Source organism: Pseudomonas sp. Pseusp97, assembly GCF_047304025.1.
Lineage (GTDB): Bacteria > Pseudomonadota > Gammaproteobacteria > Pseudomonadales > Pseudomonadaceae > Pseudomonas.
In genome coordinates this window covers 1-13780 of sequence record NZ_JBGLYK010000001.1, presented here as the reverse complement: position 1 = coordinate 13780, position 13780 = coordinate 1, and the positions used below count along the sequence as shown (strand labels likewise).

The following is a 13780-nucleotide window of genomic DNA, read 5'->3' as shown; positions in this document are numbered from 1 at the left end:
CGTTAATCTCCCCCCTCCACTTTCCAGGTCAACGGTCCTGAAACCGCTGACTCTCGTCCAAGGAAGTCTTGATGCTGCGATTCCCCGTTCTCCTGGCCGGCGCCCTGCTGTCCGTCAATGCCTTTGCCCTGTCCCTCTCCGACCTCAGCCAGAGCGACGCCACCGGCGGCCTGAAGGACGCGCTGACCCAGGGTGCACAGGTAGCCGTGAAGCAGCTCAGCCAGCCCGGCGGTTTCAGCAATGATCCGGCCGTGCGCATCGAACTGCCCGGCAAGCTGGGCAAGGCCGCCAAGACCATGAAGCAGTTCGGCATGGGCGCCCAGGTCGACCAGCTCGAAGCGAGCATGAACAAAGCCGCCGAGGCCGCCATGCCGCAAGCCCAGGCGCTGCTGGTGGACGCGGTGAAGAAGATGACCGTGACCGATGCCAAGGGCATCCTCCAGGGCGGCGAACACTCCGCCACCGATTACCTGAACCGCAGCAGCCGCGACCAGTTGCGCGCCAAGTTCCTGCCAATCATCAAGCAGGCCACCGATCAGGTCGGCGTCGCCAAGCAGTACAACGCCTTCGCCAGCCAGGCTGCCGCGTTCGGCGTGGTCGATGCCAAGAGCGCGAACATCGAGAACTATGTGACCGAGGAAGCGCTGGACGGCCTGTTCAAGATCATTGCCGAGCAGGAAAAGACCATTCGCCAGAACCCCACCGCTGCGGCCACCGGGCTGGCGAAGAAGGTGTTCGGGGTGCTCTGAGCCTCGCCTCAAGAGCGTTCGCGAGCAAGCTCGCTCCTACACGTAAAACAAAGCCCGGCATCTGCCGGGCTTTTTCTTGCCTGCCCTGCGCAAGAGCACGCCATGCGCGTGAATTGTGGGAATGATCCGTTCAAGGTGCACCGTGCTACCCGGTAACCGTAGGAGCGGACTTGTCCGCGATGCTTTCGCGCTGGGGCGATCGCGGATGAATCCGCTCCTACGAGAGCAGTCCGAAGCAACTCCTTCAGTTGGCCGCCGCTGGCGATGGGTATCGCTGCGCTCCACGCCATCCTACGAGATGCCGCCCCGCTCCAGCACGCGCGCGGCATCGCCGAAGCGCAGCCAGACGCTGCCTTGCCATTCCAGGACCGCCAGCGGGTACCCCTGCACTTCGCGCGTGGCGTGGCGGGGGCCGTAGCCCGTCGGCAATTGGGCGTCGCGCAGGGTGGGAACCACTTCGTTGCTCAACCACTGGCGCAGGTTGCGGTTTTCCGGATGGTAGAAGTAGACCAGCAGCAGTGTGTAGAGGCCGCTTTCGCTGACCAATAGCTCGTCCTCGGAGCCACCCAGCAAGCGTTCCCAGCGGTACTGGTCGGCGTCGAGCTTGCGCGGCACGCGAGCGGCGAAGTGGGTGTTGGTCAGGCGCGCCAGATCGCGTGCGCAGTACCAGGCCTGGCGGTCGAGCAGCAGGCCGCGCAATGGGCGGTCGAAGCGCTGGAAGGTCTGGAAGCTCAGGCCGTTGTCGGCCGGGAACATCGTCGAAGGGTTCATGCGGTCTCTCCCTTTACAGCTGGAAAGCCGCCATCCCGGAAAGGGAGGCGGACCGTGCAAGGGTGGAAAACCGGGAGCTTTAAGCCAAAGACCGGCCGGGCCGAAGCCCGCCTCGCACGGTCCGCCATAGACAGCCAGAGTCGGCCCGGCCTTTGAAAAGGCCGGGCCATTCTCTGCTATGGCGAATGCTTAAAGCTCACAGGTTTCCACACCTGACCACGGTTGTTCCGTGGCGGAGAGAACGCTAAGCAGCACGCTTGTAGGACCGCAACGCCGTTGAAGAGTCAGGCGGTTCCTGAATGAATGCCCCGAGCCTGACGGAGTGATCCGGGCTTGGGAATCGTGCTCAGGAAAGGACAGCGAGGGTGACAGGCCGAAGGGTTCGCGTCTGTCGGGCGATTCGCTTCAGCAGGTCGGACGGCGGATAACGCTGCGCGTTATTCGCCCTACAGATGAGGTTCGCCTCAAGAGTGTTCGCGAGCAAGCTCGCTCCTACAGGTAAAGCAAAGCCCGGCGTCTGCCGGGTTATTTTTTTCCCATAGATCCGTTCCAGGTTCACCGCACTATCGGGCGCGGGATCAGTCCGCGAAGCCTCTGAGCAGGACGGAACGCAGTAATCCGCTCCTATATGTATCCACGCCCTGGGCATGCCCTCTCCCCCGCCCTGGCTGCGCGCCCCGCTCCGAAGGGAGAGGGAGCTATCCGTGCCAGCTGAAGCCACGGTTTCAACCGGCACCGAACCAGTTCCCTCTCCCTTCAGGGAGAGGGTTAGGGAGAGGGAGATCCCAGGCATGGAGTCCCACAAGAGCCCAGCACGGAGTTGAAACTGTAGGAGCGAGCTTGCTCGCGAACCGCCCAACGCCGGAAGCACCGGGAGGTATGTTCGCGAGCAAGCTCGCTCATACGAAAAGCCAAATGCCGAAGTCAGACCTCTTTCTTCACCCTGAACCACGCCGCATAGAGCGCCGGCAGGAACAGCAGGGTCAGCGCCGTGGCGACGATCAGGCCGCCCATGATCGCCACCGCCATCGGGCCGAAGAACACGCTGCGCGACAGCGGGATCATCGCCAGTACCGCGGCCAGGGCGGTCAGCACGATGGGGCGGAAGCGCCGCACCGTGGCTTCGATGATGGCGTGCCAGGTGTCCATCCCGTGGGCTCGGTCCTGTTCGATCTGGTCCACGAGGATCACCGAGTTGCGCATGATCATCCCCGCCAGGGCGATGGTGCCGAGCATGGCGACAAAGCCGAAGGGCTTCTGGAACACCAGCAGGAACAGGGTCACGCCGATCAGGCCCAGGGGCGCGGTGAGGAACACCATGATCATCCGCGAGAAGCTGCGCAGCTGGATCATCAGCAGGCTGAGCACCACCACGATGAACAGCGGCACGCCGGCGTTCACCGAGTTCTGGCCCTTGGCCGAATCCTCGACGGTGCCGCCGACGTCCAGCAGGTAGCCGTCGGGCAGTTCGGCGCGGATCGGGTCCAGGGTCGGCGATATCTGTTTCACCAGGGTCGCCGGCAGCGAGTCGTCGTAGATATCGGCGCGCACGGTCACGGTGGGCAGGCGGTTGCGCCGCCAGATGATTCCTTCCTCGAAGCCATACTCAAGAGTCGCCACCTGCGACAGCGCCACGCTGCGGCCGCTGCTGGTCTGCATCGACAGGCTGGGCAGCTGCGACAGGTCATGACGGCCGCGCTCGTCGCCGCGCAGGAGGATCTCGATCAGCTCGTTGTCCTCGCGGTAGAAGCTGACAGTGGAACCTGTCAGCGAACTCTGCAGGAACTGCGAAATGTCCGAAGTGCTCACCCCCAGCGCACGGGCGCGCTCCTGGTCGATGTCGAGGAAGATCGCCTTGCTCGGCTCTTCCCAGTCCAGGTGCACGTTCACCACGTGGGGGTTCTCGCGCATCTTGTCGGCGACCTTGCGCGCCAGCTCGCGGACTTCCGGGATGTGCTCGCCGGAAACGCGGAACTGCACCGGGTAGCCCACTGGCGGGCCGTTCTCCAGGCGGCTGATACGGGTGCGCAGGGTCGGGAAGTCTTCGTTCATGTGCTTGATCAGCCACTGCCGGACTTCCTCGCGGGTCTCCAGGTTTTTCGCCAGGACCACGAACTGCGCGAAGCTCGCCGCCGGCAGTTGCTGATCCAGCGGCAGGTAGAAGCGCGGCGAGCCGGTGCCGACGTAGGCTACGTAGTTGTCGATGCCCGGATGCTCGGCGAGCATCTTCTCCAGGCGATTGACCTGCTCGGCGGTGGCGGTGAGCGAGTCACCCTCGGCCAGCTTCAGGTCCACCAGCAGCTCCAGGCGCGCCGAGGGCGGGAAGAACTGCTGCGGCACCAGGCGGAACAGCATGATCGAGCCGATGAAGGCTGCCACGGTAAGCAGGATCACCGTCTTGCGGTAGCGCACGCACCACTCCACCACACGGCGGAAGCGCTGGTAGAACGGCGTCGAATACGGGTCATGGCCCTTGTCGCTGCCGCCGTGTTTTTCCGCGTGGCGCTTGGCGAGGTCGGGCAGCAGCTTCTCGCCCAGGTAGGGCACGAAGACCACCGCGGCGATCCACGACACCAGCAGCGCGATGGTCACCACCTGGAACAACGAGCGGGTGTACTCGCCGGTGCCGGACTGCGCGGTGGCAATCGGCAGGAAGCCGGCGGCGGTGACCAGCGTGCCGGTGAGCATCGGGAAGGCCGTGCTGGTCCAGGCGTAGCTCGCCGCCTTGAGCCGGTCGTAGCCCTGCTCCATCTTCACCGCCATCATCTCCACGGCGATGATCGCGTCGTCCACCAGCAAGCCCAGCGCCAGCACCAGCGCGCCGAGGGAAATCTTGTGCAGGCCGATGCCGAAGTAGTACATGCAGGCGAAGGTCATCGCCAGCACCAGCGGGATCGACAGCGCCACCACCAGGCCGGTGCGCAGGCCGAGGGAGAAGAAGCTCACCAGCAGCACGATGATCAGCGCCTCGGCCAGCACGCGGACGAATTCGCCCACGCCTTCGCGCACCGCCGCCGGCTGGTCGGAAACCTTGCGCAGCTCCATGCCCGCCGGCAGCGTCTGTTGCAGGCGCTCGAACTCGGCGTCGAGCTTCTGGCCCAGGACCAGGATGTCGCCGCCGTCCTTCATGGCCACGGCGATGCCGATGGCGTCCTCGCCCATGAAGCGCATGCGCGGCGCGGGCGGGTCGTTGAACCCGCGATGGACCTCGGCGACGTCGCCGATTCGGAAGGTGCGGTCACCGACGCGGATCGGGAAGGCGCGAATGTCCTCCACCGAATCGAAGCGTCCGGAAACTCGCAGCTGCACGCGGTCGGTCGCCGTTTCGAAGAAGCCGGTGGCGGTCACCGCGTTCTGCTCTTCCAGTGCCTTCTGCACCGCCGCCAGCGGCAGGCCGAGGGTGGCGAGCTTGGTGTTGGACAGGTCGATCCAGATTTTCTCGTCCTGCAGACCGACCAGCTCGACCTTGCCGACGTCCTTGATCCGCTGCAGTTGCAGCTGCAGGCGATCGGCGTAGTCCTTCAGCACCGCGTAGTCGAAGCCCTTGCCCGACAGCGCGTAGATATTGCCGAAGGTAGTGCCGAACTCGTCGTTGAAGAACGGCCCCTGGATGCCCTGCGGCAGGGTGTAGCGGATGTCGTTGACCTTCTTGCGGATCTGGTACCAGAGCTCGGGAATGTCGCGGGAATGGAAATCCTCGCGGGCGACGAAGGTCACCTGGGATTCGCCGGGACGGGAGAAGGAGACGATGCGGTCGAAGTCGCCGGTCTCCATCAGCTTCTTCTCGATGCGCTCGGTGACCTGGCGCGAGACTTCCTCGGCAGTCGCACCCGGCCAGTTGGTCTTCACCACCATGGCCTTGAAGGTGAACGGCGGGTCTTCGCTCTGCCCCAGCTTGGTGTAGGACAGAGCGCCGACTATGCCCAGCAGCAGCATCAGGTAGAGGACGATGGAGCGGTTCTGCAGCGCCCAGGCGGAAAGGTTGAATTGCATGGGGCGTTACTCCTTCGCCACCAGCTTGATCGACCGGTTCTCCCGGTCGACAGGCCGTACCTCCTGCCCTTCGCGCAGCACCTGCACGCCGGCGGCCACGACCCAGTCGCCGTCCTTCAGCCCTTCGAGCACCGGGACGCGGTCTTCGGCGTACGGGCCGATGCGCACCGGGCGGCGATGCAGGGTGGAGGTCTGCGGATCGACCACCCAGACGAACGGCTGGCCGGCCTCCGAGGTCAGCGCCGCCAACGGCACCGCCAGCGGCACGGCGCCCTCGGCGTGGATATAGACGCGGGCGCTCTGGCCCAGCTCGGCGGGTACCTTGGCGTCGTCAAAGGCGACTCGCGCGGCAAAGGTGCGCGACTGTGGATCAGCCGCCGGCGACAGCTCGCGGATCTTGCCGCTGAAGCGTTTGTCGCGCTGCGACCAGAGTTCGACGCTCACCGCCTCGCCGACGCGGAAGCGGTCGAAGGCGTGTTCGGGAAAGCTGATCAGCACTTCGCGGTCGCCGTCGGCGGCCAGGGTGAAGACGGTCTGCCCGGCGGCGACCACCTGCCCCACTTCCACCCGACGGGTGGCGATCACGCCGTCCTGGGGCGAGCGCAGCACGGCATAGTCCGCCTGGTTGCGGGCCACGTCGTACTCGGCGCGGATCTGCTTCACCCGCGCCTCGCCGGCGCGGTAGGTGTTCTCGATGTTGTCGAATTGCGACTGGCTGACCAGCTGGCGCTCCAGCAGGGTCTTGTAGCGGGTGTATTCGGAGCGGACGGTTTGCAGGTTGGCCTCGGCGGCCGCCACCTGGGCGCGCGTGGCTTCGAGCTGCAGGCGGACGTCTTCGGGATCGAGCTCCGCCAGCGGCTGGTCCTTCTTCACCCGTTCGCCGGTTTCCACCAGGCGCTTGCTGACTTTTCCGCCGATGCGGAAGGCCAGTTCCGGCTCGTGGCGGGCATGGACTTCGCCAGGATAGGCCTCGGTGATGTCCCGCGCGGGCAGCGGCTGCACCACGATGGCCGGGCGCACCGCCGGCTTGGCGGGCTCGCCATTACCGCAGGCGGAAAGGGAAAGGATGAAGGCAGCAGGCAGCGCGACAGACAGAGCATGGCGGAACATGATGTGTGACCTTTCGCAAAACGCGGTTGGAATTCTTATACTCCCCGGTATAGTAAAAATACAGAACCCATCAGTCCAGTATTAGAAATGTAAAGACATGTCACCAACGAACTCATCGAACGGACCGGGTCGCCCCAAGGATCCGGCCAAGCGCAAGGCCATTCTCGAAGCCGCCAAGGAGCTGTTCGTCCGCCACGGCTACGACGGCAGCAGCATGGAGGCCATCGCCGCCGAGGCCGGGGTTTCCAAGCTCACCGTGTACAGCCACTTCACGGACAAGGAGACGTTGTTCGTCGAAGCGGTGCAGGCCAAATGCGCCGAGCGCATGCCCGAGCTGTTCGCCGAGCCGCCCGCCGATGCGTCGCTGGAAAGCCTGCTGTTGAACTTGGGACGCGGCTTCAACCAGTTGATCAACAGCCCTGAGGCGATCGCCCTGAGCCGGCTGATGGTGGCCCAGGGCGCGGGCAACCCGCACCTGTCGCAGCTGTTCTTCGAAGCAGGCCCGCAACGCGTGCTGGACCAGATGGAACGGCTTCTGGAGCAGGCCCGCCAGCAGGGCAAGGTGAGGATGGACTGCCCACGCCGGGCCGCCGAGCATTTCCTGATGCTGGTGCAGGGCTGCGTGCACTTCCGCCTGCTGATCGGCTGCGAAGCACCGCCCACCGAGGCGGAAGCCGAGGCCCATGTGCAGGAAGTGGTGGCGTTGTTCCTCAGGGCGTTTGCGCCCTGAACGTCTGCTTTTCGTAGGAGCGAGCTTGCTCGCGAACCTGCCCGGCATTGGAGCCGCCGGGTGATTTGTTCGCGAGCAAGCTCGCTCCTACAGGGTCCCGCAATCTCCCCGCCTCGGCTCGACGCAGGGGCCGTCAGCCCTTCAGGCTCTTCAGCGGATAGATGTCATAGCGGCTGGACTTGCCTTCGAGGCTGTAGCTGGGCTTCTGCCCCTCGATGATCGGCGCCTTGCGCGGGCGCTTGACCACCACGCGGTGACTGGCCAGTTTCAGGGCGGCTGCCAGCAGCGCCGGGGCGTCCAGGTCGTCGCCCACCAGCGGGCGGAACAGGCGCATTTCCTTCTTCACCAGCGCACTCTTGTCGCGGTGCGGGAACATCGGGTCGAGGTAGATCACCTGCGGCGCCTCCCCTTCCCACGCGGCCATGCGCTCGATGGCGTTGCCTTGCAACAGGCGCATGCGCGCGACGATGGCGCCCACCTCAAAATCCCCTGCCGCACGAGCCAGACCGTCCTCAAGCAGGGCAGCAATGATCGGCTGGCGCTCGGTCAGGTGCATCTCGCAACCCAGAGTCGCCAGTACGAAGGCGTCCTTGCCCAGCCCGGCGGTGGCGTCCAGCACACGGGGACGCACGCCCTGCTGGATGCCGACGGCCTTGGCAATCATCTGCCCGGCGCCGCCGCCGAACTGCCGGCGGTGCGCGGCAGACCCTTCAAGGAAATCCACCCGCACCGGGCCAGGCGAATCCGGCCCCAGCTGCAGCAGTTGCAAACCGTCGTCGCCCAGTTGCAGGGCAAAATCCGCATCGCCCTCGCCCACCGGCAACCCGAGCCGCTGCGCCCACTGCTCGGCGGCGGCCTGCCAGGCAGGTGCCAGCGCCTGGACGACGATGCGCGGCGGAGTGAGGACTTCGGTCATGGCGGGGCGATCCTGGAAAAAACCGCGATTCTACCGCAGCGCGAAAGTCCGCGGGCTCAACGGCAGATCTGCCAACCACCCAGGTCGAGGTGAAAATGGTCGTGGTGCGCACGGTTGTAGTCCGGCCCGAGCACACCGTCGAAGTTGCTGCATGCGCGATCACGTACGGCCCGCAGGAAGCGCGGGGCGTCACCCTCGCCATTCCAGTCCCTGGCGACGACGATGCGCCGGCCATCGGCGAGGCGGAAGGCGGCTATGTCCAGCGCATTGGCCGTGGCGTGCTGGCTGCGCCGGGCATCGGCGCGACCGTAGATATTGCGGCAGGCGAAGCTGCCCAGATGCTCCACCCCAGCAACCGGCTGGCCGTAGATTTGCTGCGCGGCCGGTTGCAGGGAATGCCGCTCGAACAGCGCAAAGCTCACCGCCAGCGGGCAACTGGCGAGGAAGCTGCTGCTCAACTTCACCTCGGCGGCCTGCACTCGCCAGACGTTCTGCAACGGGCAACCGGCCACCGGCTCGCTGTCGGCCATGGGCTGCACCTTGAGGTCGGAGCTTTGCAGCGCCAGCCGGCAAAGGTCGGCATCGTCGCGCAGGCGCCAGAGCTTGTAGCGGGTCAGCAGGTTCGGCTCGTCGCGCACGTCCAGCGGCGCCCAGGGATTCCAGCGATCGGGCAGCTTCAGCCATTGCTGCTGCACCGCCAGCCCAAGGGCGCCGACCGCGAAGACGAAACCGAGCAGCCACCAGCGCAAGCGTCAGCCCCGGAACAGTCCGTTGAGTTGGTCGAACGGCATGGCGCCGTGCATGGGCTTCAGGTCGCCTTTCGCCAGCGCCTGCGAAGCGCTGAAGAAAGCGCCATAGGCCGCGCGCGCCAGGGTCGAACCGACGCTGACGCGCTTCACCCCCAACTCAGCCAGCTCATCCAGGCCCAGTTGCACGGCGGGCGAGCCCACCAGCACGTTGACCGGGCGCGGCGCCACCGCCTGCACCACCGCGGCAATTTCCTCGCGGGTCTTCAGCCCTGGCGCGTAGAGCACGTCGGCACCAGCCTCGGCGAAGGCCACCAGGCGGCGGATGGTGTCGTCCAGGTCAGCGCGGCCGTGGAGGAAGTTCTCCGCCCGTGCCGCCAGGGTGAAAGTGAATGGCAGCGCGCGAGCAGCCTGCACAGCGGCGGCGACACGCTCAACGGCCAATTCCAGCGGGTAGATCGGCGCATCGGCGCGGCCACTGGCATCTTCGATGGAGCCGCCGACCAGCCCGCAGGCCGCGGCGAGGCGAATGGTCTGCGCGCAGTCTTCCGGCGCATCGCCGTAGCCATTCTCCAGGTCGGCGGCGACCGGCAGCGGTGTCGCCTCGACTATCGCGCGCGCGTTCGCCAATGCCTCGTCGCGACTCACCGCGCCTTCCGCGTCAGGGCGGCCAAGCGCAAAAGCCAGGCCCGCGCTGGTGGTCGCCAGCGCCTCGAAGCCCAGATGCGCGAGCATCTTCGCCGAGCCGGCGTCCCAGGGGTTGGGCAGGACGAACAGGCCATCGCGCTGGTGCAATGCGCGGAAGGCTTCGCCGCGTTCTTGTTGGCTGCGCTGGGGTTGTTGCGAGGTCATGGCCGTCTCCTTGCCGAACGGGGGAAGCAGCAGGTTAGCCCCCTCGCCCGCGCCACGCCATGCACAGTTGCCGGCTCAGAGCAGGCCGAGCTGTTCCACTTCAGGCTTGGGCTCGAACAGCGCCGGCAGCCCCGGCAGGCGCTCGCGCAGCAAGGCGTGGAAGCGTTGCGCCTGTTCGGCGGCGCGGTGGTTGTCCGGGGTGTGGAGGAAAACGTAGGGCGTCAGGCCCTGCTCGATCCACTCGGCGACCTTGCCGATCCAGGGCGCGAGATGGACGAGATTGGCGTCCAGGTCCGGCCCGCCGATGAAGCGCACCTGCGGGCTGTCGCTGAAGGCCGCGGGGCGCACCGGCACCTTGGGTTTCTTGGACTGGGCATGGAGCACGGCGGGGTCGTCGGACTGAACGGCGAACAACGCCCGCGAGTCCAGGCAGATGCGCTCGACGCCACGGTCCAGCAGCAGGCGGTTCAGCGCGCGCTCCTCCTCGCCCTTGGCGAAGAAGGCCGGGTGGCGCACTTCCACAGCGATGCGACGCTCGCAGAACTCATCAAGCCAGGCCCCCAGCTCGCCCAGGCGGTCGGGGCCGAAACTGGCGGAAACCTGCAGCCACAACGGCGCCACGCGCTTGCCCAGCGGCGCCAGCAGGTCGAGGAAGTCCCGCGTGGTCTCCAGCTGACCGCGCAGGTCGCCGCCATGGGTGATGTCGCGCGGCAGCTTGGCGCAGAAGCGGAAGGTCTCCGGCATGGTCTGCGCCCAGCGCAAAAGCGTGTCGGCGCTCGGGCGGGCATAGAAAGTGGTGTTGCCTTCCACCGCATTGAACACCTGGGAATAGAAACCCAGGGTGTCGGCGGGGCGAAGATCGGCGGGATAGAAAGTGCCGCGCCAGGCAGGCTCGTTCCAGGAGGGGCAACCGAGGTAGTACGGCAGCAGCATCAGGCGTAGAGGTCGAGACCGACGACTTCCTGGCCTTCGTACGGGCCGGCCATGCTGGCGGTGCTGGTGTAGCTGGCCAGCGCCTGGGCGGCACGGGAGCTCAGCGGACGCTGGTATTCGAGGTTGTCGCGCAGGGTTGCCGGCACGCCGTAGCTGCTGGCGCTGGAAGACTCCACGCGGCGGGTGCGAGCCTGCGAGTCCAGTCCCTGGCTGGCCGAGGTCGGCGCGGGCTGCTCGCGGCGGGTCTCGACGTCACGCTGCACTTCCCGATACGGCGTGACCGCAGTGCCCGTTCGGGAACCGCGCTCCGGCGTCTGGGAAGTGGAGGTAAAACCATCGATACGCATGGCAGAAACTCAGTGGGAATGCAGCCACTCTAGCGAGCGGGGTCCGCTGCGGTCAATTGGCGCAGGTCAGGCTTTCTTGGGCGTCGCCACGTTATCGCGCAGGTAGACGGGCTGAGCCTGCTCTGCGTCAACCGCGTCGCCGCGAGCCCAGGCGAATTCGGCCAGGGTCAGCAGGTCCTCGGCGTGCGGCAGCAGGCTGGCATCATGGGCGGCAACCCTCACCGCCAGGCGTTCCTCGAAGCCCCAGCCGGTGCCGGAACCGAACCACTCACCCTGGGCATCGCACGGTAGCTCGACGCGCTCGGGCGGCAGCACCGCCTCGGCGCCGACCAGGCGCATCTCGCCCTGCTCCAGGCGGTAGCAACCCCAGTACACCTCGTCCATGCGCGCATCGATGGCGGCAGCCACCTGGCTGGCGCCGTGCTCGCGATGGGCACGCTGGGCCAGTACCGCGAGGTCGGAAATCGGCAGCACCGGCTTCTGCAGGGCGAACGCCAGGCCCTGCACCACACCGATGGCGATGCGCACGCCGGTGAAGGCGCCGGGACCGCGGCCAAAGGCGATGGCTTCCACGGCAGACAGCGCAATGCCGGCCTCGCCGAGGATGTCCTGCACCATGGGCAGCAGACGCTGGGCGTGCAGGCGCGGGATCACCTCGTGGCGCACGAACCGGCGGCCCTCATGCAGCAGGGCGACGGAACAGGCTTCGGTCGAGGTATCCAGGGCCAGCAGCGTGGGCATGGTGTTTTCCATAGGGCGTGAGGAACAGGGCGATAAAAACGGGCGGGCATTATAAACGCCAAAGGCCCGCATGTGCGGGCCTTTGGCTGATACGGCGACGGATCAGTTCAGAGCGCCGAGCACCTTGGCGGTGATCTGCTCGACCGAACCGACACCCTCGACGCGGGTGTACTTCGGAGTGCCCTGCGCATCAGCCAGCTTCTGGTAGAAATCGACCAGCGGCTTGGTCTGCGAGTGGTAGACCGACAGGCGGTGGCGCACGGTGGCCTCCTTGTCGTCTTCGCGCTGGATCAGCTCTTCGCCGGTCTCGTCGTCCTTGCCAGCCACTTTCGGCGGGTTGTGCTCGACGTGATAGACGCGGCCCGAGGCCGGGTGAACGCGGCGACCGGCGATACGGCCGACGATTTCCTCGTCGTCCACGGCGATCTCGACCACGTGGTCGATGCTCACACCGGCTTCCTTCATGGCCTCGGCCTGGGGAATGGTGCGCGGGAAGCCGTCGAACAGGAAGCCCTTGGCGCAGTCGGGCTGGGCGATGCGTTCCTTGACCAGGTTGATGATCAGGTCATCGGAAACCAGGCCGCCGGCGTCCATGACGCTCTTGGCCTGCAGGCCGAGCTCGGTGCCAGCCTTGACCGCTGCACGCAGCATGTCGCCGGTGGAAATCTGCGGAATGCCAAACTTCTCAGTGATGAAGCGAGCCTGGGTACCTTTGCCGGCACCGGGCGCCCCGAGCAGAATCACACGCATCGATATGCTCCTTAATACTTGTTAAGCGAAATCACGGATCCGCCTCGTGGGGCCAATCTCATCATGCTTGGAATGGCGCAGAGGTGCGCCGAAAGGTTGCTCAAGATACACAGCGGTCCCCCACCACACAAGCTGGCCTTGGGGACGGCGCAAGCCGATTCCGGGCGATTTCGGCGCCCGGAATCAGCCATCAAATTAATCTCATCCGGCCGTTCGGCAATCCACCTTTGGTGGGGGGTGGCGGTCTTTCAGCCGGTGTTGCGCAGGCCTGCCGCGATCCCCGCCACCGTCACCAGCATGGCCTGCTCCAGACCGCCGCAGGCATCGCCCGTGCAGCGCCGCGAGCGAGCCAGCAGCTCGGCCTGGAGCAGGTGCAGCGGGTCCAGGTAGGTGTTGCGCACGCCGATGGATTCGCGCGTCTCGGCGGCATGGGCGAGCAGTTGCGATTGCCCTGTAAGCCCCAGCACCACTCGCACCGACTGCGACAATAGGTCGCGTAAATGCGCACCTAATGGTCGCAGTTCCGATTGCACCAGGCGCTCGTCGTAGAGTTGGGCGATTTCCCGGTCGGCCTTGGCCAGCACCATCTCCAGCATGTCGATGCGCGTGGTGAAGAACGGCCACTCCTTGCGCATGCGCGACAGCAGCGCGCCTTCGCCGCGTTCTATGGCCTTGAACAGGGCGTCTTCCCAGCCCAGCCAGGCCGGCAGCATCAGGCGCGTCTGGGTCCAGGCGAAGATCCAGGGGATCGCCCGCAGGCTTTCCACGCCGCCCTCGCGGCGCTTGGCCGGACGGCTGCCCAGCGGCAGGCGGCCCAGTTCCTGTTCGGGCGTGGCCTCGCGGAAGTAGTCGACGAACTGCGGGTTCTCCCGCACCACCGCGCGGTAGGCGAGCACGCCATCGGCGGCCAGGCGGTCCATCTCCTCGCGCCAGGCCGGCTCGGGCACCGGCGGCGGCTGCAGGGTGGCCTCCAGCACGGCGGCGAGGTAGAGGTTGAGGTTCTGCTCGGCGATGTCCGGCAGGCCGAATTTGAAGCGGATCATCTCGCCCTGCTCGGTGGTGCGGAAGCGCCCGGCCACCGAGCCCGGCGGCTGCGAGAGGATCGCCGCGGGGGCCGGGGCGCCGCCGGGGGGTGTTAGAAA

The 13780-nt window shown here is 66.3% G+C and carries 13 protein-coding genes; 2 read left to right on the top strand and 11 right to left on the bottom strand.

Features of this window, described 5'->3' with window-relative positions; genetic code table 11:
• Nucleotides 1-71 precede the first annotated feature (71 nt).
• The gene (locus ACCC94_RS00065) at nt 72-749 is read left to right on the top strand and encodes a DUF4197 domain-containing protein (protein WP_413347479.1); all 678 of its coding nucleotides are present in this window, start codon (nt 72-74) and stop codon (nt 747-749) included.
• Nucleotides 750-1040: 291 nt separating this feature from the next.
• Here ACCC94_RS00065 and ACCC94_RS00060 read toward each other — a convergent pair whose 3' ends face one another.
• From ACCC94_RS00060 to ACCC94_RS00050, 3 genes are all read right to left on the bottom strand, one after another.
• Complete coding sequence (locus ACCC94_RS00060; protein WP_413347478.1) at nt 1041-1520, bottom strand: Bro-N domain-containing protein; 480 nt, start codon at nt 1518-1520, stop codon at nt 1041-1043.
• Nucleotides 1521-2444: 924 nt separating this feature from the next.
• Nucleotides 2445-5513, bottom strand: a complete 3069-nt coding sequence (locus ACCC94_RS00055) for an efflux RND transporter permease subunit (RefSeq protein ID WP_413347477.1) — start codon at nt 5511-5513, stop codon at nt 2445-2447.
• Nucleotides 5514-5519: 6 nt separating this feature from the next.
• Nucleotides 5520-6623 (bottom strand): efflux RND transporter periplasmic adaptor subunit, encoded by a 1104-nt coding sequence (locus ACCC94_RS00050; RefSeq protein WP_413347476.1) that lies wholly within the window; start codon nt 6621-6623, stop codon nt 5520-5522.
• 97 nt (nt 6624-6720) lie between these two features.
• On the opposite strand from ACCC94_RS00050, the gene ACCC94_RS00045 reads away from it, so the two are divergent.
• Entirely contained in the window at nt 6721-7353 is a 633-nt protein-coding gene (locus ACCC94_RS00045; RefSeq protein WP_413347475.1) for a TetR/AcrR family transcriptional regulator, read from the top strand.
• A gap of 133 nt (nt 7354-7486) precedes the next feature.
• On the opposite strand, the gene ACCC94_RS00040 is transcribed toward ACCC94_RS00045, so the two are convergent.
• The 8 genes from ACCC94_RS00040 to ACCC94_RS00005 all read right to left on the bottom strand — a co-directional run.
• A complete protein-coding gene (locus ACCC94_RS00040) occupies nt 7487-8269 on the bottom strand; it encodes a class I SAM-dependent methyltransferase (protein ID WP_413347474.1) in 783 nt (260 codons plus the stop codon).
• A gap of 56 nt (nt 8270-8325) precedes the next feature.
• Nucleotides 8326-9018 (bottom strand): extensin family protein, encoded by a 693-nt coding sequence (locus tag ACCC94_RS00035; protein ID WP_413347473.1) that lies wholly within the window; start codon nt 9016-9018, stop codon nt 8326-8328.
• A 3-nt stretch (nt 9019-9021) separates the two neighbouring features.
• Nucleotides 9022-9867, bottom strand: a complete 846-nt coding sequence (locus ACCC94_RS00030) for an isocitrate lyase/PEP mutase family protein (protein WP_413347472.1) — start codon at nt 9865-9867, stop codon at nt 9022-9024.
• Nucleotides 9868-9942: 75 nt separating this feature from the next.
• Nucleotides 9943-10803, bottom strand: coding sequence for a DUF72 domain-containing protein (locus tag ACCC94_RS00025; protein ID WP_413347560.1), 861 nt, complete (start codon nt 10801-10803; stop codon nt 9943-9945).
• Complete coding sequence (locus ACCC94_RS00020) at nt 10800-11147, bottom strand: hypothetical protein (protein ID WP_088417915.1); 348 nt, start codon at nt 11145-11147, stop codon at nt 10800-10802. The genes ACCC94_RS00025 and ACCC94_RS00020 overlap by 4 nt, the downstream gene beginning before the upstream one ends.
• A 66-nt stretch (nt 11148-11213) precedes the next feature.
• Nucleotides 11214-11888, bottom strand: a complete 675-nt coding sequence (gene tsaB / locus ACCC94_RS00015) for a tRNA (adenosine(37)-N6)-threonylcarbamoyltransferase complex dimerization subunit type 1 TsaB (RefSeq protein ID WP_413347471.1) — start codon at nt 11886-11888, stop codon at nt 11214-11216.
• Nucleotides 11889-11990: 102 nt separating this feature from the next.
• The gene (gene adk, locus ACCC94_RS00010) at nt 11991-12638 is read right to left on the bottom strand and encodes an adenylate kinase (RefSeq protein ID WP_045209968.1); all 648 of its coding nucleotides are present in this window, start codon (nt 12636-12638) and stop codon (nt 11991-11993) included.
• A gap of 248 nt (nt 12639-12886) precedes the next feature.
• The coding region (locus ACCC94_RS00005) for a phosphoenolpyruvate carboxylase (protein ID WP_413347470.1) at nt 12887-13780 on the bottom strand (894 nt) is incomplete at its 5' end.